Origin of the sequence: Bacillus sp. RK1064 (assembly GCF_051488405.1) — a bacterium.
In the GTDB taxonomy this organism is placed as follows: domain Bacteria; phylum Bacillota; class Bacilli; order Bacillales; family Bacillaceae; genus Bacillus.
Window position 1 is genome coordinate 531262 of the sequence record NZ_JBPSCZ010000001.1, and the last position, 23195, is coordinate 554456.

Here is a 23195-nt window from a genome sequence, read left to right on the forward strand (position 1 = left end):
CTTATTTTTGTTTCGATCAATTGAAGACGTTCAGGCAGCTAGACTTTAAAAAACTTGATATTTAGTAATAGCACATTTACAGCCATCTTGAATGAAACAGGAAGATGATAGCAGACAAGATAAAAACATTTGATCCAACTCAAAAAGATATCTAGTGAATAAACGCCGCAAAAAACGATTTTTCATTGTTCTAATGAGCGATTGAATTGTTTTCGAAAAACTAGGCATGAGACAGCAAATACTGCGAATGCGCCTGCTGATCCAGCAGCAAACATCAGCTCAAATTGTTCTGGTTTGGATTTGAATAACAAAGGGACAGAAAGAATGAGAGCAGCACCACTAAAGCTCAATCCTAATATCAACATTGCCAATAATTTATTCATAGAAACACCTCGCAGACTCAGCATTGAAACATTAGGAACCGACTGATCTAAGGACTGATCTAAGAATCATGTTATGATTTGAAATCCTTTAAAATCCCTAAATCGAAGTGTCCAATTTATATCCTATGGGTGTCGGATGATTGGGTTCATTACAATTAAAGCACACATTCATGAAATAAACCATTTTAAACGAACACTGTTCTTTACGAACAATGTTCGTTATAATATAAATGAGATGTGGTTTTACACTACTTCCATAAAGAAGAGGAGATGCATACGATGCAGGCATTATCTAAAAAACAAAAGCAAATCGCTATCATTGGAGGAGGACCAGGAGGGCTAACACTCGCCTTAATTCTGCAAAATTACGGTATACAAACAACCATCTATGAACGGGAGATGCATGACAAGAGTCTTGAAAGAGGAGGATCACTGGATATTCACGAAGAAACAGGTCAAAAAGCCTTAAAGGAAGCAGGAGTTTATGAGAAATTTCAAAAGAACGCTCGCTATGAAGGAGAAGATTTCCGGTTATTTGATAAAGCAGGAAGAATTTATCTAGACGAAGAAACTGAATCACATGAAAAAGGCACTCGGCCAGAAATTGATCGTGGTGTTTTGTGTGAAATGCTGTTAGATCAAATTGATGCTGAAAACATCAAATACGGATATAAACTAGATAGATGTGTTTCAGTAGAAAACGGCATGACAGAACTTCATTTTGAAAACGGGGTTGTCGAGACGGTTGACCTTTTGATTGGGGCAGATGGTGCATTTTCTCGTGTACGTTCGCTGTTAACAGATATTGATATTGAATACTCCGGGCTCACAATGCTGGAACTGAATGTCCTCAACGTAGAGGTGAACCACCCTGATTTAGCTGAATTTAATAAACGTGGTAAGATGTTTGCTTTAGCAGATCACAAAGGAATTATTGGTCAGTTAAACGGAGATGGACGAATAAAAGTGTATGCAAGCCTTATGGTAGAACGCAGCTGGATCGAGACTTGTGGCATTCCATTTAATCAAGCGAATGAAGCGAAAGAACCATTATTAGAGTTATTTAGTGATTGGGATGATCAGCTGAAAAATTATATTCGTTATGCAGAAGATGTCATCATTCCAAGACGTATTTATACGCTTCCTGTCGGTTTTAAATGGAACCGTCATAAAGGAGTAACGCTTATCGGTGATGCAGCCCATGTCATGACACCATTCGCAGGTGAGGGTGTAAACATGGCGATGTTTGATGCAATGGAGCTTGCACTTGCTATTGTCCGAAATCCTAATGATATTGAAAAGGCTATTGAAGAGTACGAAGAAATGATGTATGAATATTCATCGGAAAAGGCTCAGGAATCGGAGAATAGTTTAAAACTGTGTTTTTCAAAAGACGCTGCGGTCAAGCTTGCAGATATGATGAATTCTTTTCAAGTAAACGGTGATTGATGCTCAATTTACTATTTTACTTTGACATGTTATAAAGAGAGTATGAACAATTCAAATCGTCATATTATAAGTCGCCGGTCTCGGCCGGCTAAAGAGCCCTTAAGCCGTGAGCTTATTGTTAAAACTGCCTATGCGCTTCTTAAGGAGCAAGGGATAGAGGGCATGAGTATGCGTAAGGTGGCTAAAGCATTGGATACGGGACCTGCATCCTTGTATGTCTACGTGAACAATTTTCAAGAACTAAGTGCTTACGTATTGGATTATGGTCTCGGTCAAATGGTTTATCCAGATTCAGTGGATGGCACATGGAAAGAAAAGTTATGTGAAATATTGCATACTTATTTCCTGCTGCTATTAGAAAAACCTGGTCTTGCTGAAATTTCTCTTTCCACCATTCCACAAGGAACGAACTTTCTTCAGTTGACCGAACATATTCTCGCTGCATTGCATGAAGGCGGGATCAAATCTACATCCGCTGCATGGGGAGTAGACCTGTTACTGTTATACGTATCTTCCGTAGCTTACGAAAAGGTCTCTTGGAAGAAACATGGATCTACGCAGATTTTAGACATTAAAAAAACATTTCATGATGCAGACAAAACGCGGTTCCCTTTCATCCATAGCCTGAAAGAAGAAATGTTTGCAGGTGATACCGTATCAATGGAACGGTTCCGATGGGGAATTGACGTCATTTTGTATGGAATCCAGAAAGAAAGCAATTAGAAAGGAGCACAAGCAAAAAGCAGTCAATGGCTGCTTTTTTTATATGGTTATTTTCACATTTGTGATCTTGTGATCATCATGATATATAAATAAATCTATATATTGTTTTTATATATAAAAAATTATATAATCTAGTGGAATAAAAAAATGAGGTGCTTAGGCATGGAACATATGAAGAATTTATTAGCGAGTTATATTCCTTTAGCAAAATCTACTGGCAAAATGTTTGGACCAAATTGCGAAGTGGTTATTCATGATTTAACGAACCCTCAAGCATCTGTCATGTTTACAGTAAATAACCATGTGACAGGAAGAGAAATCGGCCAATCATTTGATCATCTAGTAAAGACTGTATTACAATCAGAAGATTTTAAAGAAGATTATCTGGCTGGTTATACATTTGTAACAGAAGATAAGCGTACGATTCGTTCTTCGACTTCATTAATACGTGATTCAAAGCAAAAAGTGATTGGTGCTTTCTGTATCAATTTTGATGTTGAAGCACTAAATCAAATGCAGCAATTTATGGATACTTTTCTTTCTACACAAGTGGAAGCTCAAGAGAAAGAAACAACATCAAATGATGATCTTGAAAATGTGGAAGAAATAGTAGATCAATTGATTCAACAAATCATTCAAAACAGCGTTCACCCAGTCATGAAACGCCATGAAAAAATTGAACTAATTAAATTTATGGATGAAAAGGGCATCTTTTTAATGAAAGGATCTGTTGAGAAGGTCGCATCTATGTTAGGCATTTCCAAAGTAACCGTCTATAGCTATTTGGATGAAATCAAAAATAAATCGAGGTAAGGAGTGTCAAAATGAAAAGCATACTCGAGGTAGGAAATCTAAAATCAAACGGACACTATGCATTCGCAACCATTCATCAAAACACGGTCTATGTTTCAGGACAATTTGCCATCAATCCCGAAACGAGAGAAAAAGAGTTCGGCCACATTGAAGAAGAGACATTACAAGCGCTTAAGAATGTAGAGATGATTGTAGAGGCTGCTGGAAGTAAAAAAGAGAAGATCTTGCGCATGACATTATACATTTCGAATATTCATTTATGGGACAAAGTAGATGCTGTTTATACTAATTTTTTCGGTGAACATAAACCAGCACGTACTATTGTACCAACGAATGAATTACATTTTGGTTTCAAAATTGAAATTGATGCCATTGCATATATTTAAGATATTTTTTTGCCTACTCTATATAAAAAATTATATTTCATATAAAATAATATTCGAAGGGGTAGATGATCGATGAATCAATTGATTTGTAACCATTGCGGGAGAAAGTATGAGATGACACCAACTCTATGGAAATGTGATTGTGGTGGAGTATTAAATCTGGTGAAAGATACTCCGAAAATAGATGTTGCAGCTTGGGATCACTATCCAAACTCATTATGGCGTTATGTTGAAACCATGCCATTTTCAAAAGGTTCTAAGACTTGGGAAACTGTCACAATGGGGGAGGGTCAATCACCTTTAATCGTTCTAGATCCTAATGAGCCAAACACTTATGTAAAAGTTGATTATATGATGCCGACCTTATCCTTTAAAGACCGAGGAGCCGCTGTTTTGATGACAAAAGCTAAGGAACTCGGGGTATCAAAAGTGATTGCTGATAGTAGCGGGAATGCAGGAACGGCGATTGCAGCTTATGCAGCACGTTGTGGTATTGCCTGTGACATCTATCTAAGCGATGAAACTTCGCCTAAAAAGGTCGCTCAAATAAAAGCACATGGAGCAACGATTAAAGAAATTCGCGGTACACGAGAGGAAATTGCAGCTGCGGCACAAAAGGCAGTAGACAATGAAAACGTTTTTTATGCAAGCCATGTGTATAATCCTTATTTTTTTGAAGGAACAAAAACATATGCCTACGAAATCTATGAGCAACTAAAAGGAGCACCTGATACTTTAATCATTCCGGTTGGAAACGGTACTCTCCTCCTAGGTGCATATTATGGCTTTAAAGAGTTATTTGAAAATGGTCTCATTCATAAAATACCGAAAATCGTTGCCATACAAGCGAAAAACTGTGCACCACTTGTGAAAGCTTATCAAAATGCGAAAGGATTAGCATCGCCTGTTACGAATAAAGGGACCTTAGCAGAAGGGATAGCAATTGCAGCCCCAGCTCGCTCCAAACAAATTTTAGAAGCTGTACAAGATACCAATGGTACGTTTATTGATATTAAAGAAGATGAGATTCTAAATGCACGCTCTAAACTAAGTGAGAAAGGATTTTATGTGGAAGTGACATCTGCAGTTAATTTTGCTGGCTACATGAAATATCAAAAGGAATCAGAAGAAACCATTGTCATACCTCTTTGTGGTGCAGGGATTAAATCAAAATAACCCTATTAGAATTGTCTCTCTTTGAAAATATGGAAATCCGCCATTGCGAAGCAGATTGGTCTTACACCGACTTCCATTTGAAAACTATCAAGATGACATCATTCCATTGCTGGATCTTTAGGATTCTGATAGTTACTTAATACCAGATGTGTGTAAGACCGTTGCAGTTAGATTGCGTCAACTAATCCGCACTTGGCCTGATGATGATATAGATAAAAAGAACGCTCTCTATTTGGTAGGAGGAATGGAGCTAGCGCATCAACAAAATGAGCCATTGGGATTTATATAAGAATAGGAATTGTCATATGACAGACCATTGAAAGAAATGTAGATCCATTTTATGCTTTATAAACAATAGTCAAATAAGGATTCTACAATAATCAATTTTTTTGATGAATAAAAAATAAAAGAAAAAAACATTAATCAATAATTTTAACGCGAATAAATTTTTGTTCAAATCATATAATCAATTGATTATATAAGTATTCAGTTATATAATATTGGAGGATTTGATAACAGGGACCGTCACCAATATTTAAAAGAGGGAGGGAATCATTGTGACTTCAGATGTTTCAATTGGTTTGTTACATATGTCGAATTGTTTAAAAATACTCAGTGATCAAACAAGACTCATTATGATGAAATTGTTTTTGGAGAAGGAATATTGTGTTTGTGAACTGGTAGATATGTTCGAAATGAGTCAACCAGCGATTAGTCAGCATTTACGAAAATTAAAAAAAGCTGGATTTGTTCATGAGAACAGAAAAGGGCAGTGGCGTTATTATTCAATCAATACACTGTCTCCAGAATTTGAGACGATTCGTATCATCTTAAATCAAATTGATAAAGAAGATGACCTTTTAAAAAGTATACAACATAAAGCAACAAACATTTCTTGTTCGTAAGGAGGGATGGGTTTGAGTTTTGCCGTTTTATCATTACTCATATTTTTGTTAACTTTGGTATTGGTTATTTGGCAGCCAAAAAATTTATCCATAGGGTGGTCCGCATGTGGAGGGGCCGTTTTAGCATTAATCGTAGGTGTTGTGAATGTTGACGATGTGATCACCGTGACAGGCATCGTTTGGAATGCGACTTTAGCTTTTGTTGCCATTATCGTCATTTCACTCATACTTGATCGAATCGGCTTTTTTGAATGGGCAGCATTGCATATGGCAAAGGCTGCAAAAGGCAGTGGGCTGCGTATGTTTGTGTATGTGACCATCCTTGGTGCAATCGTCGCTGCTTTATTTGCAAACGATGGTGCAGCACTTATTTTGACACCCATTGTTTTAGCCATGGTCAGAGCATTACACTTCAATGAAAAAATTGTATTCCCTTTTATTATCGCGAGTGGGTTTATTGCAGATACAACTTCGCTTCCCCTTGTCGTAAGTAATTTGGTGAACATTGTAACAGCCGACTATTTCAACATTACGTTTATTGAATATGCATCCAGAATGGTCGTTCCAAACCTTTTTTCATTGCTAGCGAGTATCACTGTACTGTACCTTTTCTTTAGAAAGAGTATACCTAAACGCTATGATCTGACTGAGTTAAAGCACCCTAGTGAAGCAATAAAAGATCCAAAGATGTTTAGATTATCTTGGTATATATTAGCTTTTTTATTGATTGGTTATTTTGCAAGCGAGTTTTTATCTATACCTGTATCGGTCATAGCTGGTGTGATTGCCATTTTATTCTTGGTCATTGCACAAAAAAGCCCTGCTGTTCAAACAAAAAGCGTTCTAAAAGAAGCACCATGGGCGATCGTTTTCTTTTCCATAGGTATGTACGTTGTTGTCTATGGCATGCGAAATGCAGGGCTCACTGATGCTCTTTCAAGCGTGATCCAAGCTGTAGCAGATCAAGGTTTATTGGCAGGGACTCTTGGTATGGGATTTATCGCAGCAATTCTTTCATCTGTCATGAATAATATGCCGACGGTCATGATCGATGCATTAGCCATATCCGGTACCGATACACAAGGAATGATGAGAGAAGCGTTAATTTACGCAAATGTCATTGGTTCAGATTTAGGACCAAAAATTACGCCCATTGGCTCCTTAGCAACACTACTGTGGCTCCACGTCCTTTCTCAAAAAGGTGTGAAGATTTCCTGGGGGACATATTTCAAAATAGGAGTCATTTTAACTGTACCAACACTATTCATCACACTTTTAGCTTTGTATTTCTGGCTATTGATTATACATTAAAGGAGACGATCAACATGTCAAAGAAAACAATTTACTTTTTATGTACCGGTAATTCTTGCCGCAGTCAAATGGCTGAAGGTTGGGCTAAAAAACATCTTGGAGATGAGTGGAAGGTCTATAGCGCTGGTATTGAAGCTCATGGATTAAACCCGAATGCTGTAAAAGCAATGAAAGAAATAGGGATTGATATATCTAATCAAACGTCTGATCTGATTGATCAGAACATATTGCAAAATGCTGACTTAGTCATCACACTATGCGGTGATGCAGCTGATAAATGCCCGATGACTCCACCTCATGTCGAACGTGTCCATTGGGGCTTTGATGATCCAGCAAAAGCAGAAGGAACAGAAGAAGAGAAGTGGGCATTTTTCCAAAGGGTAAGAGATGAAATTGGAGATCGATTGAAACAATTTGCTGAGACTGGAGAATAATATCTTTTATATTGTGAAAGGAGACATCAATTCAGTGGATTGCGATGATCGAGTATGCAAAAATTCTATGGGATTGGCTAATAAGTCAAGCAAAGGAAAATGAGTGTGAACAATTTCATTTAGATTCTGGTGTTCATAGGCATGATGCACATAGATTCTACCTTAAAGTTGGATTAGATATTACTTGTCACCATTTTCAAATGTCTCTTTAACAAATGGAAGGTCAGCATCGATTAGGTGGAATTAAGTTATATTTAGAAGAAACAAATGCATTCATTAATGTGCCATTTTTAGCTTTTCATTATTTGGAAGATGAAGAAGAGATCAGTTTATTTGATACTATCAACACTAAAGCTAAAGGTATAGGGTCTTCTTTAAGCCAATATCTAAAAATGGACTCAGAAGATTTGAGTTGGGTGGCAGCACAACTTATTATCCAACCAGACAGTCCATTTCATGATTTAGGAACAATTGTAGGCATGAGAACAACTTCTAAATGCGTTACTTTACAAACACATTTATAATACTCTCGTCTATTTAACAAAGCAGAACAAACTATCTGAGTTGTCAAAAGAAAAATTACTTAGTTGATATATATAACCATACCAAAGAAGAAAAGGAGAGAAGAAGAATTATGGAGATAACGCCTGTAGTATTAATAGGAGATAGAGTAAAGATACAACCTATGGAAGATTATCACGTACAGGAATTATTTGATGCGGGAAACAATCCAGATATATGGGCACACATGCCAATGAGGGTTCAATCGATTGAAGATATAAAGTCCCTTGTGAATGGAGCACTTCAAGCGAGAGAGCAAGGAAGCGAATTTCCTTTTGTTATCTTGGATAAGAATTCGGGGAAAATTGTGGGAAGCACTCGTTTTCTTAATATATCCATACCAAATCGTAACTTGGAAATTGGTTGGACATGGCTGTCTCCAACTGTTTGGCGAACTAGAATAAATACAGAATGTAAGTATCTTCTTTTGAAACACTGCTTTGAAACACTTGGGACAATTCGTGTTCAGTTGAAAACAGATAGCAGAAATGTGCGGTCTCAGCAGGCAATTGAACGGTTGGGTTTGGTAAAAGAAGGGGTGCTTCGAAATCATATGGTTATGCCTGACGGTTATTTAAGAGACTCTGTGTATTACAGTGTAATCGACCAAGAATGGGTGCTAGTGAAGGACAAATTGGAGAGTATGCTACAATAATCTCGTATTTTCGAAGTGTTGCTTATAAAACTAAAGGGTGCTTTGACTTAACAAAGGAGGTAGCTGCGGCACCTCCTTTTCTTATTGAACAAACGGAGCAACTAACTTTACTTAAACAATTATGACCCTAACGAAAGAGGCAGTTGGAGATGGATAAGAGGGACTGTACAACAATGGATCCACATTTACCTTCTAGTACATATGAAGCTATGAAGACGAAATCTTATTCATTTCTTTTTATTAGTTTACATAATATATATTCTAGGAAGTTATAAAAAGAATGTATTTCTTTTGTCTCAAATCTAAGTATACTTATCTTATTGAGACAAAAAAGAAAAAATCAAAATCCTTGTTTATTCGCGTTTATTCGCCAGATTTTAATTCACCAAGATATTTTATGATTTTCGCAGGATTTCCGCCAACCACGACGTTTGCTGGAACACTTTTTGTCACAACGGCACCAGATGCTATGACAGCATTGTCGCCAATCCATACGTGGTTTCCAATGGTGACTGGTTTGCCGAATTCAATGCATTTTGCACGTTCTATGGTAATTTTGCAAACGTCTAATAATACTGCATCAAAATTTGCAAAAAATGCTCGCCAACCTCGATATTGTATCCGTAATCGCACTGCAGCCCTCCTTCAAAAACGACATCATTTCCGCAAGCGCCTAATAATTCCTTTAAAATGGATGTTCTTTTTTCTGGCTGATTGGTTTGCTGGTATGCAAATGTCAATTGTCTCGCTCTTTTTCGATCTGCAATTAGGGTTTGGTCACACTAGATACATAATGTTCTCCTTGGATCATTTTTTCCTTTTCACTTTTCATGTTGATCCTCTCCTCCCCTTCTATTTATCCTGATACATCATTTGGTAACCAATTGACCATTCGACATATTCCAAATGACGTCTTAACCTGTGATAGCGCTGCCTTTAAGTTTGTTTGTACATTTCTGGCTCAATCCCGTCTCCTTTCACCGACATGCTTCCTCCCCATTATGTTTATTTTAAAGAATTGTGAAGGCAAGATTTATTTTGACTAGAATTGGTCATGTTCCTGCCTCAAGTTATTTACGAATCAGCCCATCTCATTTATAATCGAGTAGATTTGTTCAGTAACAGATACATCTTTAAATGTGAGGGATTAGATGGAATTAAAGTGGTATAAAGCGATTATAGTTATTTTCACGATGTCTGGTATTTCCATCTCTACATGGTTTTCACGGACACCGGAAGTTAGAGATTTATTACAAGCCAATACAGGAACGATGGGACTTATTTTACTTGGCTTATCCGTTGGTTCAATTGTCGGGCTTATTCTTTCAAATGTATTTGTTCGAAAAAAAGGCGGCCGCGTGGCGATTGTGATTAGTGCTTTTTTGATGTTCCTTGGATTCACCACTCTTGCCATTGGTTCAACACTCTCTTCTATCTTTGTTGTCACTGCCGGTCTATTTCTTTTTGGAGCAGGCTCAGGTATGTGCAATGTGGCGATGAACCTAGAAGGGACAGAAATTGAATACAGTATCAAGAAAACCATTTTGCCTATATTGCACGCTTCCTTTAGCATTGGCACTTTAATTGGAGCAGGAGCTGGCATTCTTTTTATTCATCTAGGGGTCTCTGTGCTGAATCACCTACTAGTCATTGCCCTTCTTTTCTTTCTCAGCATCTTGATTTGCACACGGTTTATTCCGCACGGTACAGGAAAGGATCAGCATGAGAAGCAGTCAGATACAATAGATGATACTCAAACGCCATGGCTGAACAAACGAACGGTCTCTCTTGCGATGATCGCCTTATGTCTTGCGTTTGTCGAAGGGTCTGCCAATGATTGGATTCCACTTGCGATGGTGGATGGCTACCAGGTTTCACATTCCATGAGTACAGTCATCTATGCTTTATTTTTATGCGGGATGATTAGCGGCAGACTAATCAGCGGACGTTTGATCGATCGTTTCGGCAGGGTGTTATTGCTAAGAATTGCGATTTTATCAGCCGCCGCCGGACTATTTCTGGTCATTTTAAAGATTTCACTTGTTGTATGTATGATATCGATCTTTTTATGGGGACTTGGCGCTTCTTTAGGCTTCCCGCTAACCATTTCTGCAGCTGGTGATGATAGCCGGTACGCCGTGAAACGCGTCAGCATTGTGACCTTATCAGGTTATACAGCCTCTCTTTCTGGGCCGCCTATACTAGGGCTGCTTGCCAATCAAGTAGGACTGCTTCATGCCTTTATTTTTGTTTTATTCGCCATATGTATTGCAGGAATCTTTACAAAAGCTGTAGCAAAACCGCGTTCATTACAAGTTCACTAAAAGTGTCTGATCCTCGATCATGGCACTTTTTTTAAATTTAAAAAATAAAATTGAAACCTTTCATGAAGTGAAACAGTCCTATAAATGTCCTGATGTTTATCGCTTTTTTAAAGAGGGAAAGTAAAAAAATAAGACTTTTCAAATAACAGAAAACGTGGTAAGATCATGAAAATAAACAGGAAGGGGTGAGATAAATGAAAAAAAATATACTGCTAAAATTAGCTGTCTTATTCATAGCACTCGCAAGTTTTCATTTGTTCTCATTGCCTCATTCCGTTCAGGTATACCATCATGCAAAGGTGGTTGCCGATCAAGAATCACATGAAATGAAAATCGCTCAGACAATGGGCGATGAAAAGAAACAAAAACATGTGAGCGCAGTATTTGCCGCATTTACAGTACTGCTGATGATTGGCAGTATGACAGCTGGATTTGCACGCATCACTCATACTGATCAATTTGACCGGAAAAAGAAGCATTTACTTGCAGTATTCTATCAATCTTCTTATTTCCGACTATCTCGTGTTTAACCCAACCATCTAAATCAAAACAAAAATTGGGAGGTTTTACACGATGTTATTTTTCTTAAGAGTATTTATTCTAGGTCTATTCTCTGTCACTTCACTTTCTCTTTTCGTCTACCAAGGAATTGAAGTAGTGCACGCCATTACAAGCATGTTTGGCAACCACGAGAGCTAAATGACCCGTATATAAAAGAAACCCCCTGTTTATCGCAGGGGGTTTTCGTTTGCTTATTTATTGTCATCTGGCGCAGGTTGAGGTGTGACAAGGACATGTGTTACTTCTCCCTGCTCTTCCTCATCTACAATAAATGATCCATTGCTATAGCGGTCATTCGCTCTTAAAGTAGAGATATCAAGCGGAATCGTTGTACCCTTATCCGTATCAATCTCAAGTGTATCGTGAAGTGATGCAGCAATAACAGCCACAATACGGTGTGGGTTTTTCTTTAATTCTCTTAGCATCAGAACTCCGCGTTTGGCTCTAGATGTTTTATCAAATTCAGAGAGGTTCATTCGCTTCACAGCCCCTCTTTGAGTCGTCAGCACGAGGACATCGTTTTTCGGATCAATGATCTGACCAGAGACTACTTCGTCCCCATCCTTCAAGTTGATTCCTTTGACACCAGCCGCTCTCGGACCAACAACACTTACTTCTTCTTCATCAAACCACAATCCATAGCCATTTTTCGTCGCAATAAACAATTCCTGCTGTCCTGTTGTCACATGGACATCCACGAGTTCATCGTCTCCTTTTAGGTTCAAGGCGACAAGCGGTTTCGAATAGCGCTGCGCTTTATATTGAAGAAGCTCTGTTTTCTTCACCATTCCGCCTTTTGTAAAGAACAGGAGATACGACGTTTCATCAAATTCTTTAATTGGAATGGCTTTTTGAATTGATTCATCACGATCAATTGAAATGATATTTGTAATATGCTGCCCCATGTCTTTCCAGCGTATGTCTGGCAGCTGATGAACTGGACAATAAATATAGCTCCCTTTATTCGTGAACAATAGGAGGACATCCGTTGTATTCATTTCAAACTGATGAATCAGGCGGTCTGTATCCTTCATGCCAAAGTCCTTACCGTTAGATGCAGCATAGGAGCGCTGGCTTGTCCGTTTGATGTACCCATCCTTCGTCACCGTGACGTAAACATCCTCTGAGGCGATCATCACTTCAAGGTTAATCTTAATTTCTTCGATTTTTTCCTCAATGACAGATCGTCTCTCATCAGCATATGTCTTTTTGAGCTTTTTCAAACTGTTTGTAATGACCTTTAGCAGCTTTTTCTCGTTACCTAAAATGTCTTCAAGTTCTGTTATACGCACATCAAGCTCACTAGCTTCGTCTCTTAATTGCGTAATATCCGTATTCGTTAAACGATATAACTGGAGGGAAACAATCGCTTCTGATTGTGCTTCTGTAAAGTCATATTTCTCCATCAAGTTGTTTTTCGCATCTCGCTTATCATTAGAGGAGCGGATTGTGGCAATGACTTCATCTAAGATGGAAAGCGCCTTAATTAATCCGTCTACAATATGGTGGCGTTCCTTCGCTTTTCGAAGCTCATATGCTGAGCGGTTCGTCACCACTTCTTTTTGATGGGCAATATATGCATCAAGTATAGTTGTCAGCGTCATTAAGGTTGGTCTACGATTATGAATCGCCACCATATTAAAGTTATATGGAATTTGCAGATCTGAGTTTTTATATAAGAAATTCAAGACACCATTTGCATCTGCTTCTTTTTTCAGCTCTACCACGATTCGAAGCCCAGTTCGGTCAGTCTCATCTCGAACCTCTGAAATTCCTTCAACTTTTCTTTCAATTCGGAACTCGTCCATCTTTTTGACAAGATTGGCTTTATTCACTTCATAAGGAATTTCTGTGATCACGATTTGCTGGCGTCCGCCGCGGATGGTTTCAATTTCCGCTTTTCCGCGAATCATAATCTTTCCTTTTCCTGTTTCATAAGCCTTCTTAATGCCGTCGACCCCTTGAATGATACCGCCTGTTGGGAAATCTGGACCTTTGATGACTGTCATTAAATCCTCAACCGTACAATGCGGCTGTTCGATTCGTTTAATGACACCATCAATCACTTCTCCCAGATGATGCGGCGGGATATCGGTGGCATAACCTGCTGAAATCCCTGTTGATCCATTCACGAGAAGGTTTGGAAACATCGCTGGTAAAACAACTGGCTCCTTGCTTGTATCATCAAAGTTTGCGACAAATTCGACCGTTTCCTTGTCTAAGTCCTTTAATAGCTCTGAAGCAATGGCAGAAAGCCTTGCTTCCGTATAACGCATGGCAGCAGGCGGATCTCCATCGATACTCCCGTTATTACCATGCATCTCAATGAGCACATTTCGTACTTTCCAATTCTGACTCATTCTCACCATCGCTTCATAAACAGATGAGTCACCGTGCGGATGATAGTTACCAATCACGTTACCGACTGTTTTCGCGGCTTTACGGAAGTTTTTATCTTGCGTGTTTCCTTCTGCGTACATCGCATATAAGATTCTTCGTTGTACAGGCTTTAGTCCATCTCGCGCATCTGGAAGCGCACGGTCTTGGATAATATATTTACTATAGCGACCAAACCGGTCTCCGATCACTTCTTCTAATGGTAAATCATGAAATCGTTCTTGTTGTGCCATGTTTAAACCTCCTCAGCTAGCGACAAGTTTTCATTTTCAAGAATGTTGCTTTCCTCATCAAGTCCAAAGGCGACATTCTTTTCAATCCATTTACGTCGTGGTTCTACTTTGTCACCCATCAATGTCGTGACGCGGCGTTCCACACGTGCAGCATCGTCGATTTTGACCCTGACAAGTGTTCTCGATTCTGGATTCATTGTCGTTTCCCATAGCTGGTCGGCGTTCATTTCACCTAAACCTTTATAGCGCTGAATCGTGTACCCTTTTCCAACTTTCTTCAGTACGTCATCCATTTCTTCATCAGACCATGCGTACTCAATGATTTCTTTTTTCCCTGAGCCCTTGCTGACTTTATATAAAGGCGGTAGTGCAATAAACACTTTGCCATGCTCAATCAGCGGCTTCATATAGCGGTAGAAGAACGTCAGTAGAAGCACTTGAATATGCGCTCCATCTGTATCAGCATCTGTCATGATCACGATTTTGTCATAATTGATGTCTTCTACATTAAAATCGACACCGACGCCTCCACCGATCGCATGAATAATGGTGTTGATTTCTTCATTTTTGAAAATATCAGCAAGCTTCGCTTTTTCTGTGTTGATGACCTTTCCACGAAGCGGCAGCACCGCTTGGAATTTACGGTCACGCCCTTGCTTTGCTGATCCGCCCGCCGAGTCGCCCTCTACTAGGTACAATTCGTTTCTTGCCGGGTTTCTAGATTGAGCAGGTGTTAATTTTCCGCTCAGTGTTGCTTCGGACTTTTTCCGTTTCTTGCCGCTCCTTGCTTCTTCACGTGCTCTTCTAGCAGCTTCTCTTGCCTGCTGCGCTTTAATCGCTTTTTTCACAAGAAGAGTGGCTGTTTCCCGGTTTTCTTCAAGGAAATAAGCCAGCTTTTCAGAAATAACAGCATCAACAGCCGAGCGAGCCTCACTTGTCCCAAGCTTTCCTTTTGTCTGGCCTTCAAATTGAAGCAGTTCTTCAGGAATTCTGACAGAAATAATTGCTGACAGTCCTTCGCGAATATCAGTGCCTTCTAAATTTTTGTCTTTTTCTTTTAGAAGGGCTACTTTGCGCGCATATTCATTAAAGGCTCTCGTCATCGCCGTTTTGGCACCAGACTCATGCGTACCGCCATCTTTTGTTCTGACGTTATTGACGAAAGAAAGAATATTCTCCGAGTAGCCGTCATTGAATTGAAAAGCAAAATCTACTTCGATGGATTGATGCTCTCCTTCAAATGAGACCACTTCACTCAGAACATCTTTTTCTTCATTTAAATAAGCAACGAAGGCTTCAATGCCCGTCTCATAATAAAAGGTTTCTTGTACATCATGTCGTTCATCAATCAGCTCTATTTTTAATCCTTTTAATAAAAAGGCAGATTCTCTTAAACGTTCTGATAAAGTATCGAAGTTATAGGTCGTGACACTGAACATAGTTGGATCAGGTTTAAAATGAATCAGTGTTCCTGTTTTTTTCGTTTTTCCGACTTTTTCAAGTGATGTGGCAGGCTTTCCGCCGTTTTCAAAGCGCTGATGATAAATAAAGCCGTCGCGTTCAATTGTGACAGTGAGCCATTCTGACAGCGCGTTTACTACAGATGCCCCAACTCCGTGAAGCCCACCACTTGTTTTATATCCGCCTTGACCAAATTTTCCGCCTGCGTGAAGGACCGTTAAAATGATCTCAGGTGTCGGTTTTCCAAGCTTATGCATACCAGTAGGCATCCCGCGTCCTTTATCTTGGACGGAAATGCTGTTATCTTTATGTATTTTGACAATGATATGATCTCCATGGCCAGCGAGCACTTCATCGACAGAGTTGTCTACAATCTCATAGACAAGGTGATGAAGACCGCGTGAATCCGTAGACCCAATATACATCCCTGGACGTTTACGGACCGCTTCAAGTCCCTCTAGCACCTGAATAGAATCATCGTTATAATCTACTTGCTGCTTTTTAACCAAATGCTTAATCCCCTTTCACTAACAAACATAACCGGCAAACCATCAAATGATCTCTCTAGATTTTAATGATGATCATGCTGCTCATTACTGTCCACTTTAATAAGCTGCATCATCACCATGCATGTGTGAATCAACAAAACATGCTCTTTTGCTCGGCTATGAGAATGTTCTACATTCTGCAATCAGAACTAGAAGTCCATTATAAACAAGACTGTTTGATAAGCCAAATGCAATCATATGATGGTTTTCATAAAACAGAACAAACGTTCTACCTTTATCTTATCGCTCTTTTTCTTGATATGCAAGGTCACCGCTATGTCCCTGTCGCCTTATTTTATCGCTTTCTTCTAGAATCGCAAATATATTTCTGCAACAAAAAAGCAAAAATCCTTGAAAACCAAGGATTTTTGACGATTTAATGAGTTTTTGTCATTGCATGAGCCACCTTGATACATAAATCCATGATGGCGACCTTGCCATTTTCCTCAATCAGCCTTTTCGCTTCCTCGTGATAGATGCCTTGCTGCGCCCAAAAAACAGGTGCGTCCATTTCAAGAAATTCTTCTGCCACCTCGGGCAAAAACTCTGAACGTCTAAAGACATTGACGATATCAACAGGATCTTTGATGTCCTTTAAAGAAGCGACTGCTTTCACACCAAGTGCTTCATCAATCGTTGGGTTCACCGGAATGATCTCATATCCGGCATCCTGCATCGCTTTAGACACCATATAAGACGTTCGGTGCGGCTGATCTGATAATCCAACAACAGCAATTCGTTTACTGCTCTTTAATATACGGCCAATTTCTTGTTTCGTAGGATGATTCATCCAAACACCCCTTTTCCTCTATTTTAGCGAACTTCTGCTTAAAAACAAAGCTGAATCCATCTGCTTTTGATTTTTTCAAAAAAAGATCCCCATGTTTTTCATAAGATCATGTTAAAATGTAAGACAAGAGGGAGAATATAAAGGAGTTATGCAGATGTTAATTGCTTTGATGTTTATTTTGGCTTATCTTCTCGGCAGTATTCCATCCGGTCTCATTGTCGGGAAAGCTGCAAAGGGTATCGATATCCGTGAACATGGCAGCGGAAACCTAGGTGCAACGAATGCATTTCGTACACTTGGCATAAAAGCAGGGTCTATCGTGATTTCAGCTGATATTTTAAAGGGGACCCTTGCTTCTGCTTTACCGTTTTTCATGCAACTGGACATTCATCCCTTATTAGCAGGAGTTGCTGCTGTTATCGGTCACAGCTTTCCTGTCTTTGCAAAATTTAAAGGGGGAAAAGCAGTCGCTACATCTGGCGGCGTGTTATTATTTTATACCCCATTCTTATTTATTACGATGATCGCTGCTTTTTTCTTATTTTTATACATTAGTAAATATGTTTCACTATCATCTATGCTGACCGGCATCTATACATTCATTTACAGCATATTCACCAAAGACGTATTCTTAATCATTGTTGTTGCCGTTCTTGCTGGTTTTGTGATCTACAGACACATCGCCAACCTCAAACGAATCCTCAACAAAACTGAACCGAAAATCAAATGGCTCTAGCCGTTTCATAAGTTTCATTCTGTGGTAAAAGGAAAGAAAAGCTGTTTTTTGCATCCTGCATTTTAAAAAACAGCATGACTTCAAAAAGGGGCGATCACATTGAAATTAACAATAAAAGAAGATGCACTCAATTGGTACAAGGATGAATTAGATTTAGAAAAAGGTGATCAAGTTCGCTTTTTTGTGAGATATGGCGGGTGCAGTAATGTACAAAAAGGCTTTTCTCTCGGCGTCGCAAAAGATGAACCTCAAAATGCTGGCGCAACCGCTGAAATAGAAGGTATTACTTTCTTTGTTGAAGAAAGTGATATTTGGTATTTTGACAACCATGATCTGCATATTGATTATAACGAGTCCGTGAAAGAACCAGAGTTTCATTATGAATAAACAAAAAAGATACCTCATCCCTCGGGTATCTTTTTTGTTTTATCCTTCAATATATAGCCCATACTCATGAATGTTTCCTAAAGACCGCTCCTTTTGCAGGATTCTTTTTTGTGGTTCACCAATCAAGTCAAAGTGTGGAAACCCTGCGCGGTCATGAATCCATTCTTTTTTGAGTCCATGTTTTTCTCCCCACTCAATTAACTGCTTCATATCCTGACAGGCTGCTTTAGTGACGGTATTGGCATGCGGGAAACGGTCATCAAGCCAATAATGGGTTAAAAAGGCCAGTTCTCCTTGCTGGACAGCTGATTTCCACGCATTTAGATCGCTTCTTTTAATACCAAACGCCATGAATTAAACCTGCTTCTTCGACTGTTCGTATACTTTGTGCCAGGCAGGAAAAGCTTTTCTAAATTGAATAGGTCTAAAGGTTTCTTTGTCTACACAAATATGTGAGGTTGTCCCTGTAATCGCTGTTTGCCCATCAGGCTTTTGAATTTCGTAGCCATACACCGTTTTGAGTCCATTGTATTCTTCAATCCATGTATGAACTGTCGCTGTTTCACCGTACAGCAATGGTTTTTTATATTGCACCTGTAAATCTATAACGGGTGCAAGAGCGCCGTCTGCTTCTAGCTGCGCATAGGAAAATCCTAATTCTTTAATCAGTGCTGTTCTGCCGACTTCCATCCAGATTAAATAATTGGCATGATACACGATGCCCATTTGGTCTGTTTCTGCATAACGGACTTCTATTTCTTTTTTAGATACATACACGTTTTCATCGCTCTCCTATCAAAACCTAAGGTCTCTGCCATTTTACCACAATCGAAATGGTTCTTCTAAAAGGAGGCAATAAAATAAACCAGGAATCCCTGGTTTATTCGGTATAGCCATTTTTTCTTGCTGCTTCTTCGTCCTTGATCTCAGAACGCATGGCATCAATACTCATTTTTCGATTTTCATTTTTTTGCTTGATCATCTGTTTTTCTTCATCTGTCGAAAGGGCCATCGCTGCTTCAGATTCATCGATATTGTCAAGGGTGTTTTCGATCATATCTTGCAGCTTTTCAACATTATCAGAACGATCATCTGGATTGGATTGATATGACTTTCCATTCATCATGATACCCTCCTTATTCGCCCTTCGTCTGTATGACATCAGGCTGTTCATTTGATTTATTATGCATCTTTTTTCCTTTATTACGTTTGTATGCTACAGGTTTTGTCCCTAAATGGTCTGGTGTAAACTGCGCTTGTTTATCATGCTCTCTACCCATCATTCATCCCTCCCTCTTCTTTAGGATGAACGAAAAAGGATAATTCATAACTTATTTCTGTCTAAAACGCTCTTCCAACTTTTCTTCAAGCTGGTTTAAAAATTCCTCATTGCTTAATAATTCTTTTTTATTTTCAAGTACAAGCTCTTCAAATGTACGTCGTTTTCTTCTTCTCATTGTACTCACCTCCAGTGTTTGTATTTCATTTTCGCCAAAACATTTAGAAAATAAGCAAAAAAGCTGAATCATTATAGATCCAGCTCTTGCTCAATTTCTTTTTTTGTCAGCATTTGATGCTTTACAGACACGATTCGTCCTTTTTCATCTAATATGTATGTCGTGGGGTATGAAAGCACCTGATATCGTGCTTGAATGCCTTTTTGATCCAATAAAATAGGAAAGCTCAGCTTTAATTCATCTACAAATGCTGCAACATGATCTACACTTTTTTCAGTGGTCGTCAAATTCACCGCAAGTACTTCGACCTGATCATATTCGCTTCTAATTGCGTCTAGATCCGGCATTTCTGTCCTGCATGGCTTACACCATGTCGCCCAAAAATTGACGAGCACCTTTTTCCCTTGGTAATCAGATAACGAGGCCGTTTGACCATCTAGGGTTTTAAGTTCAAAATCAGGGGCTTGATCCCCTTTTTCAAGACCGATTGCGGGCTCTTTTGGTTCAAGTAAATTCCACACAAGTAAACCAATCAACACAAGTAAAACAGCGCTTGCCATTCCTTTTTTCCACATGATTGATCCTCCACTATTTTAAAAAAGAAGAGAAAGCTGTCTAGGCGCCTTCTCTTCTTTGCTGTATGAGTATTAGTTGCTTGCCAATTTTTCACGAAGTACCATTTGAAGGATACCGCCATGACGATAGTAGTCAATTTCGACTTCACTGTCAAAGCGAACAACCACTTCAAATATTTTCTCATTGCCATCTGTATCAATTGCTTTCACAGTGACAAGATCACGTGGACGAACTGTTTCATCAACATGAACTTCAAATGTTTCTGTTCCTGTTAGACCATGAGTTTCTGCACTTTCTCCGTCTTTAAACTGTAAAGGAAGTACGCCCATGAAGACAAGGTTACTTCTATGGATACGCTCAAAGCTTTCAGCTAGAACAAATTTAATTCCAAGAAGGTTTGTTCCTTTTGCAGCCCAGTCACGTGAAGAACCCATTCCGTAGTCTTTACCTGCTAAGATTGCAAGACCCGTACCATCTTCTTTATATCGCATGCATGCATCATAAATGGATGTCACTTCACCAGTTGGCCAATAAGTTGTATATCCGCCTTCTGTTCCTGGTGCGATTTGGTTCTTAATACGGATGTTTGCAAAAGTACCTCTCATCATGACATGGTGGTTACCACGGCGAGATCCGTATGAGTTAAAGTCTCTAGGCGATACGCCTCTTTCTTGCAAGTATTTACCCGCAGGTGTGTCTTTACCAATCGCTCCAGCAGGAGAAATATGGTCAGTTGTCACAGAGTCACCGAACTTGGCAACGACGCGCAAGCCTTTAAGCGGTTCAACCTTACCAGGTTCAACTGATAGGTTTTCAAAGAATGGCGGGTTATCAATGTATGTGGAATTTTCATCCCATTTGTACAATGCATCATCCGTCGTTTTAATTTCATTCCAGCGGTCATTGTTGTCAAAAACAGTTTCATACTCTGAACGGAATAACTCAGGTGTGACAGTGCTTTTGACGACGCTGTTGATTTCGTCCATTGATGGCCAAATATCATCGAAATAAACGTTCTCACCATTTTTATCCACACCGATAGGGTCTTTTGTTAAATCAATATTCACCGTACCAGCAAGTGCATACGCCACAACTAATGGTGGAGATGCAAGGTAGTTTCCTTTCACAAGCGGGTGGATACGCCCTTCAAAGTTACGGTTACCTGATAAAACAGAAGTGATCAGCAGATCATTTTCAGAGACAGCATCCTCGATTTCTTGCGCAAGCGGTCCTGAGTTTCCGATACATGTTGTACAGCCATACCCAACGATGTTAAATCCGAGGTCTCTTAAGTATGGAAGAAGTCCTGAGTTCACGAGGTATCCTGTCACAACCTTAGAACCTGGTGCTAGTGACGTTTTCACGTAGTTTGGCACCTTCATACCAAGCTCACTTGCTTTCTTCGCAACAAGACCTGCTCCGATTAAGACGTATGGATTCGATGTATTCGTACAGCTCGTAATCGCTGCAATCGCAATCGCACCTGTCTTCATCACAGCTTTTTCACCATTTGCAAGATCAAATTCAATTTGTTTATCCAGCTCCGATTTTTCTAAGCCAAAACCTTGGTTACCAGCTGGGCTTTCAATGTGCTGATGGAACGTCTCTTTCATTTCAGAAAGTGGAATCAAATCTTGTGGACGCTTTGGACCAGATAAGTTTGATTCAATTTGAGAAAGGTCAATTTCCACAACATCCGTAAAAATTGGCTCTTCTGCATCTGGCGTATAGAATAAGCCATTTGCGCGAGAATATTCTTCAACGATATTAATTTGCTCTTCATCACGTCCAGTAAGGCGAAGGTAAGCAAGAGCTTCCTCATCTACTGGGAAGAATCCGCAAGTAGCACCGTATTCAGGCGCCATATTCGCAATCGTTGCACGATCCGCTAACGGCAGTTGTGCAACTCCAGGTCCGAAAAATTCAACGAATTTGTTCACTACGCCTTTTTCACGCAGAACTTGTGTCACTTTTAATGCAAGGTCAGTTGCAGTCGTTCCGTTTGGAAGCTCTCCAACTAATTTAGCACCAATGACTTCTGGTACTGGGAAGTATGAAGGCTGACCGAGCATACCAGCTTCTGCTTCAATACCGCCAACGCCCCATCCAAGTACGCCGATACCGTTGATCATGGTTGTATGAGAGTCAGTACCAACCAATGTATCTGGGTAAGTGATGATCTCACCATCTTCTTCAATCGCATGAACAACACTTGCAAGGTACTCTAAGTTTACTTGGTGAACAATCCCTGTTGCAGGCGGAACAGCTTGATAGTTATTAAACGCTTTCTTTGCCCAGCTAAGGAAGTTATAACGCTCTGCGTTACGTTCGAATTCTAAATCCATGTTAATGTTTAAAGCATCTTCAGTTCCAGCTTTATCAACTTGTACTGAGTGGTCAATGACAAGGTCAACTGGAATTTCAGGGTTGATTTTATCCGGATCCCCGCCTACATCTGCCATTGCTTTTCTTAAAGAAGCAAGGTCAACGACGGCTGGTACACCCGTGAAGTCTTGTAAAATAACACGAGAAGGTTTAAATGGAACATCAATTTCTTTGACCTCGGCAGTTCCCCATTTTGCCAAGTTTTCAACGTGTTCCTTCTTGATCACTCTACCGTCTACTTGGCGAAGCACTGATTCTAAAAGTACCTTAATGGAATAAGGCAGCTTAGAAACATTTCCGATTCCTTGTTTCTCTAGTGCTTCTAACGAATAATAGTGATACGTTTTCCCATTTGTCGAAAACGTTTTTCTAGATTGAAAAGCGTCTTGTTTAGCGACTTGCTGCTGTTTCGACATGTCCAAAATCCCCCTTTTGATGATCAAGATCAATTTCAATTCTCAGAAAAATCGTCGTATTTCACCACAATTTTCTCACAATTTCATCTTAAAACAAATTCATACATAAGTAAATAACAATGCTTTTA

General features: G+C 39.4%; 26 protein-coding genes and 1 pseudogene. 15 read left to right on the top strand and 12 right to left on the bottom strand.

Annotated elements, in window-relative coordinates:
• Positions 1–182 precede the first annotated feature (182 nt).
• Positions 183–383 (bottom strand): hypothetical protein, encoded by a 201-nt coding sequence (locus tag ACSSTM_RS02855; RefSeq protein WP_034660801.1) that lies wholly within the window; start codon positions 381–383, stop codon positions 183–185.
• A gap of 279 nt (positions 384–662) precedes the next feature.
• Between ACSSTM_RS02855 and ACSSTM_RS02860 the strand changes: the two genes are divergently transcribed.
• The 10 genes from ACSSTM_RS02860 to ACSSTM_RS02905 all read left to right on the top strand — a co-directional run bounded on the left by ACSSTM_RS02860 (position 663) and on the right by ACSSTM_RS02905 (position 8796).
• Positions 663–1832 carry an FAD-dependent oxidoreductase gene (locus tag ACSSTM_RS02860; protein WP_437403983.1) on the top strand — a complete coding sequence of 390 codons (1170 nt, stop codon included), beginning with the start codon at positions 663–665 and terminating at the stop codon, positions 1830–1832.
• Between the two features lie 42 nt (positions 1833–1874).
• A complete protein-coding gene (locus tag ACSSTM_RS02865; RefSeq protein ID WP_189318678.1) occupies positions 1875–2555 on the top strand; it encodes a TetR/AcrR family transcriptional regulator in 681 nt (226 codons plus the stop codon).
• Between the two features lie 162 nt (positions 2556–2717).
• Complete coding sequence (locus tag ACSSTM_RS02870) at positions 2718–3368, top strand: helix-turn-helix transcriptional regulator (RefSeq protein WP_095285221.1); 651 nt, start codon at positions 2718–2720, stop codon at positions 3366–3368.
• A gap of 11 nt (positions 3369–3379) precedes the next feature.
• Positions 3380–3754, top strand: coding sequence for a RidA family protein (locus tag ACSSTM_RS02875; RefSeq protein ID WP_041109273.1), 375 nt, complete (start codon positions 3380–3382; stop codon positions 3752–3754).
• Positions 3755–3826: 72 nt separating this feature from the next.
• Positions 3827–4930 carry a threonine synthase gene (locus ACSSTM_RS02880; protein WP_041109271.1) on the top strand — a complete coding sequence of 368 codons (1104 nt, stop codon included), beginning with the start codon at positions 3827–3829 and terminating at the stop codon, positions 4928–4930.
• Between the two features lie 557 nt (positions 4931–5487).
• On the top strand, positions 5488–5835 hold the full coding sequence (locus ACSSTM_RS02885) for an ArsR/SmtB family transcription factor (protein ID WP_034660794.1): 348 nt from the start codon (positions 5488–5490) through the stop codon (positions 5833–5835).
• Between the two features lie 6 nt (positions 5836–5841).
• Positions 5842–7146, top strand: a complete 1305-nt coding sequence (locus ACSSTM_RS02890; RefSeq protein ID WP_411266049.1) for an arsenic transporter — start codon at positions 5842–5844, stop codon at positions 7144–7146.
• A 14-nt stretch (positions 7147–7160) separates the two neighbouring features.
• Positions 7161–7580 carry an arsenate reductase (thioredoxin) gene (arsC, locus tag ACSSTM_RS02895; RefSeq protein ID WP_309415559.1) on the top strand — a complete coding sequence of 140 codons (420 nt, stop codon included), beginning with the start codon at positions 7161–7163 and terminating at the stop codon, positions 7578–7580.
• A 215-nt stretch (positions 7581–7795) separates the two neighbouring features.
• The gene (locus ACSSTM_RS02900; protein WP_095285219.1) at positions 7796–8104 is read left to right on the top strand and encodes a hypothetical protein; all 309 of its coding nucleotides are present in this window, start codon (positions 7796–7798) and stop codon (positions 8102–8104) included.
• Positions 8105–8214: 110 nt separating this feature from the next.
• Complete coding sequence (locus ACSSTM_RS02905; protein ID WP_309415558.1) at positions 8215–8796, top strand: GNAT family N-acetyltransferase; 582 nt, start codon at positions 8215–8217, stop codon at positions 8794–8796.
• A gap of 363 nt (positions 8797–9159) precedes the next feature.
• Here ACSSTM_RS02905 and ACSSTM_RS02910 read toward each other — a convergent pair.
• A pseudogene (locus ACSSTM_RS02910) lies at positions 9160–9628 on the bottom strand (maltose acetyltransferase domain-containing protein).
• Between the two features lie 319 nt (positions 9629–9947).
• Here ACSSTM_RS02910 and ACSSTM_RS02915 point away from each other — a divergent pair.
• The 3 genes from ACSSTM_RS02915 (at position 9948) to ACSSTM_RS02925 (ending at position 11819) form a co-directional block, all read left to right on the top strand.
• A complete protein-coding gene (locus ACSSTM_RS02915) occupies positions 9948–11120 on the top strand; it encodes an MFS transporter (protein WP_034660790.1) in 1173 nt (390 codons plus the stop codon).
• 194 nt (positions 11121–11314) lie between these two features.
• The gene (locus ACSSTM_RS02920; protein ID WP_187704526.1) at positions 11315–11650 is read left to right on the top strand and encodes a hypothetical protein; all 336 of its coding nucleotides are present in this window, start codon (positions 11315–11317) and stop codon (positions 11648–11650) included.
• Between the two features lie 43 nt (positions 11651–11693).
• Complete coding sequence (locus ACSSTM_RS02925; protein WP_008343787.1) at positions 11694–11819, top strand: hypothetical protein; 126 nt, start codon at positions 11694–11696, stop codon at positions 11817–11819.
• A 53-nt stretch (positions 11820–11872) separates the two neighbouring features.
• On the opposite strand, the gene parC is transcribed toward ACSSTM_RS02925, so the two are convergent.
• The 3 genes from parC to ACSSTM_RS02940 all read right to left on the bottom strand — a co-directional run bounded on the left by parC (position 11873) and on the right by ACSSTM_RS02940 (position 17110).
• The gene (gene parC, locus ACSSTM_RS02930) at positions 11873–14311 is read right to left on the bottom strand and encodes a DNA topoisomerase IV subunit A (RefSeq protein ID WP_034660788.1); all 2439 of its coding nucleotides are present in this window, start codon (positions 14309–14311) and stop codon (positions 11873–11875) included.
• 2 nt (positions 14312–14313) lie between these two features.
• Complete coding sequence (gene parE, locus ACSSTM_RS02935) at positions 14314–16281, bottom strand: DNA topoisomerase IV subunit B (protein WP_060596429.1); 1968 nt, start codon at positions 16279–16281, stop codon at positions 14314–14316.
• A gap of 415 nt (positions 16282–16696) precedes the next feature.
• Entirely contained in the window at positions 16697–17110 is a 414-nt protein-coding gene (locus tag ACSSTM_RS02940; protein ID WP_034660785.1) for a CoA-binding protein, read from the bottom strand.
• Between the two features lie 154 nt (positions 17111–17264).
• Between ACSSTM_RS02940 and plsY the strand changes: the two genes are divergently transcribed.
• Together plsY and ACSSTM_RS02950 are read left to right on the top strand one after the other, a co-directional pair.
• Complete coding sequence (gene plsY / locus ACSSTM_RS02945; protein WP_034660784.1) at positions 17265–17846, top strand: glycerol-3-phosphate 1-O-acyltransferase PlsY; 582 nt, start codon at positions 17265–17267, stop codon at positions 17844–17846.
• 99 nt (positions 17847–17945) lie between these two features.
• Positions 17946–18233, top strand: coding sequence for a HesB/YadR/YfhF family protein (locus tag ACSSTM_RS02950; protein WP_003210876.1), 288 nt, complete (start codon positions 17946–17948; stop codon positions 18231–18233).
• A 39-nt stretch (positions 18234–18272) separates the two neighbouring features.
• Here ACSSTM_RS02950 and ACSSTM_RS02955 read toward each other — a convergent pair whose 3' ends face one another.
• The 7 genes from ACSSTM_RS02955 to acnA form a co-directional block, all read right to left on the bottom strand.
• Positions 18273–18584: a hypothetical protein gene (locus ACSSTM_RS02955; protein ID WP_034660782.1), complete on the bottom strand. Its 312-nt coding sequence runs from the start codon at positions 18582–18584 to the stop codon at positions 18273–18275.
• Positions 18585–18587: 3 nt separating this feature from the next.
• Complete coding sequence (locus tag ACSSTM_RS02960) at positions 18588–19010, bottom strand: acyl-CoA thioesterase (protein ID WP_034660781.1); 423 nt, start codon at positions 19008–19010, stop codon at positions 18588–18590.
• A gap of 103 nt (positions 19011–19113) precedes the next feature.
• Positions 19114–19356, bottom strand: coding sequence for a small acid-soluble spore protein Tlp (gene tlp / locus ACSSTM_RS02965; protein WP_095285217.1), 243 nt, complete (start codon positions 19354–19356; stop codon positions 19114–19116).
• A gap of 13 nt (positions 19357–19369) precedes the next feature.
• On the bottom strand, positions 19370–19513 hold the full coding sequence (locus ACSSTM_RS02970) for an acid-soluble spore protein N (RefSeq protein WP_008357830.1): 144 nt from the start codon (positions 19511–19513) through the stop codon (positions 19370–19372).
• A gap of 51 nt (positions 19514–19564) precedes the next feature.
• A complete protein-coding gene (locus tag ACSSTM_RS02975) occupies positions 19565–19690 on the bottom strand; it encodes an FbpB family small basic protein (RefSeq protein WP_003211002.1) in 126 nt (41 codons plus the stop codon).
• A 71-nt stretch (positions 19691–19761) separates the two neighbouring features.
• Positions 19762–20265, bottom strand: coding sequence for a TlpA family protein disulfide reductase (locus ACSSTM_RS02980; RefSeq protein WP_034660779.1), 504 nt, complete (start codon positions 20263–20265; stop codon positions 19762–19764).
• A 72-nt stretch (positions 20266–20337) separates the two neighbouring features.
• A complete protein-coding gene (gene acnA / locus ACSSTM_RS02985) occupies positions 20338–23067 on the bottom strand; it encodes an aconitate hydratase AcnA (protein WP_034660778.1) in 2730 nt (909 codons plus the stop codon).
• Positions 23068–23195: the final 128 nt, after the last annotated feature.

Excerpts from the sequence above, each read along its gene's own strand:
- ACSSTM_RS02855 (WP_034660801.1), bottom strand. The coding sequence starts at position 383 with ATGAATAAATTATTGGCAATGTTGATATTAGGATTGAGCTTTAGTGGT.
- ACSSTM_RS02860 (WP_437403983.1), top strand. The coding sequence starts at position 663 with ATGCAGGCATTATCTAAAAAACAAAAGCAAATCGCTATCATTGGAGGA.
- ACSSTM_RS02865 (WP_189318678.1), top strand. The coding sequence starts at position 1,875 with ATGAACAATTCAAATCGTCATATTATAAGTCGCCGGTCTCGGCCGGCT.
- ACSSTM_RS02870 (WP_095285221.1), top strand. The coding sequence starts at position 2,718 with ATGGAACATATGAAGAATTTATTAGCGAGTTATATTCCTTTAGCAAAA.
- ACSSTM_RS02875 (WP_041109273.1), top strand. The coding sequence starts at position 3,380 with ATGAAAAGCATACTCGAGGTAGGAAATCTAAAATCAAACGGACACTAT.
- ACSSTM_RS02880 (WP_041109271.1), top strand. The coding sequence starts at position 3,827 with ATGAATCAATTGATTTGTAACCATTGCGGGAGAAAGTATGAGATGACA.
- ACSSTM_RS02890 (WP_411266049.1), top strand. The coding sequence starts at position 5,842 with ATGGGTTTGAGTTTTGCCGTTTTATCATTACTCATATTTTTGTTAACT.
- arsC (WP_309415559.1), top strand. The coding sequence starts at position 7,161 with ATGTCAAAGAAAACAATTTACTTTTTATGTACCGGTAATTCTTGCCGC.
- ACSSTM_RS02900 (WP_095285219.1), top strand. The coding sequence starts at position 7,796 with ATGGAAGGTCAGCATCGATTAGGTGGAATTAAGTTATATTTAGAAGAA.
- ACSSTM_RS02905 (WP_309415558.1), top strand. The coding sequence starts at position 8,215 with ATGGAGATAACGCCTGTAGTATTAATAGGAGATAGAGTAAAGATACAA.
- ACSSTM_RS02915 (WP_034660790.1), top strand. The coding sequence starts at position 9,948 with ATGGAATTAAAGTGGTATAAAGCGATTATAGTTATTTTCACGATGTCT.
- ACSSTM_RS02920 (WP_187704526.1), top strand. The coding sequence starts at position 11,315 with ATGAAAAAAAATATACTGCTAAAATTAGCTGTCTTATTCATAGCACTC.
- ACSSTM_RS02925 (WP_008343787.1), top strand. The coding sequence starts at position 11,694 with ATGTTATTTTTCTTAAGAGTATTTATTCTAGGTCTATTCTCTGTCACT.
- parC (WP_034660788.1), bottom strand. The coding sequence starts at position 14,311 with ATGGCACAACAAGAACGATTTCATGATTTACCATTAGAAGAAGTGATC.
- ACSSTM_RS02940 (WP_034660785.1), bottom strand. The coding sequence starts at position 17,110 with ATGAATCATCCTACGAAACAAGAAATTGGCCGTATATTAAAGAGCAGT.
- plsY (WP_034660784.1), top strand. The coding sequence starts at position 17,265 with ATGTTAATTGCTTTGATGTTTATTTTGGCTTATCTTCTCGGCAGTATT.
- ACSSTM_RS02955 (WP_034660782.1), bottom strand. The coding sequence starts at position 18,584 with ATGGCGTTTGGTATTAAAAGAAGCGATCTAAATGCGTGGAAATCAGCT.
- tlp (WP_095285217.1), bottom strand. The coding sequence starts at position 19,356 with ATGAATGGAAAGTCATATCAATCCAATCCAGATGATCGTTCTGATAAT.
- ACSSTM_RS02970 (WP_008357830.1), bottom strand. The coding sequence starts at position 19,513 with ATGGGTAGAGAGCATGATAAACAAGCGCAGTTTACACCAGACCATTTA.
- ACSSTM_RS02975 (WP_003211002.1), bottom strand. The coding sequence starts at position 19,690 with ATGAGAAGAAGAAAACGACGTACATTTGAAGAGCTTGTACTTGAAAAT.
- ACSSTM_RS02980 (WP_034660779.1), bottom strand. The coding sequence starts at position 20,265 with ATGTGGAAAAAAGGAATGGCAAGCGCTGTTTTACTTGTGTTGATTGGT.
- acnA (WP_034660778.1), bottom strand. The coding sequence starts at position 23,067 with ATGTCGAAACAGCAGCAAGTCGCTAAACAAGACGCTTTTCAATCTAGA.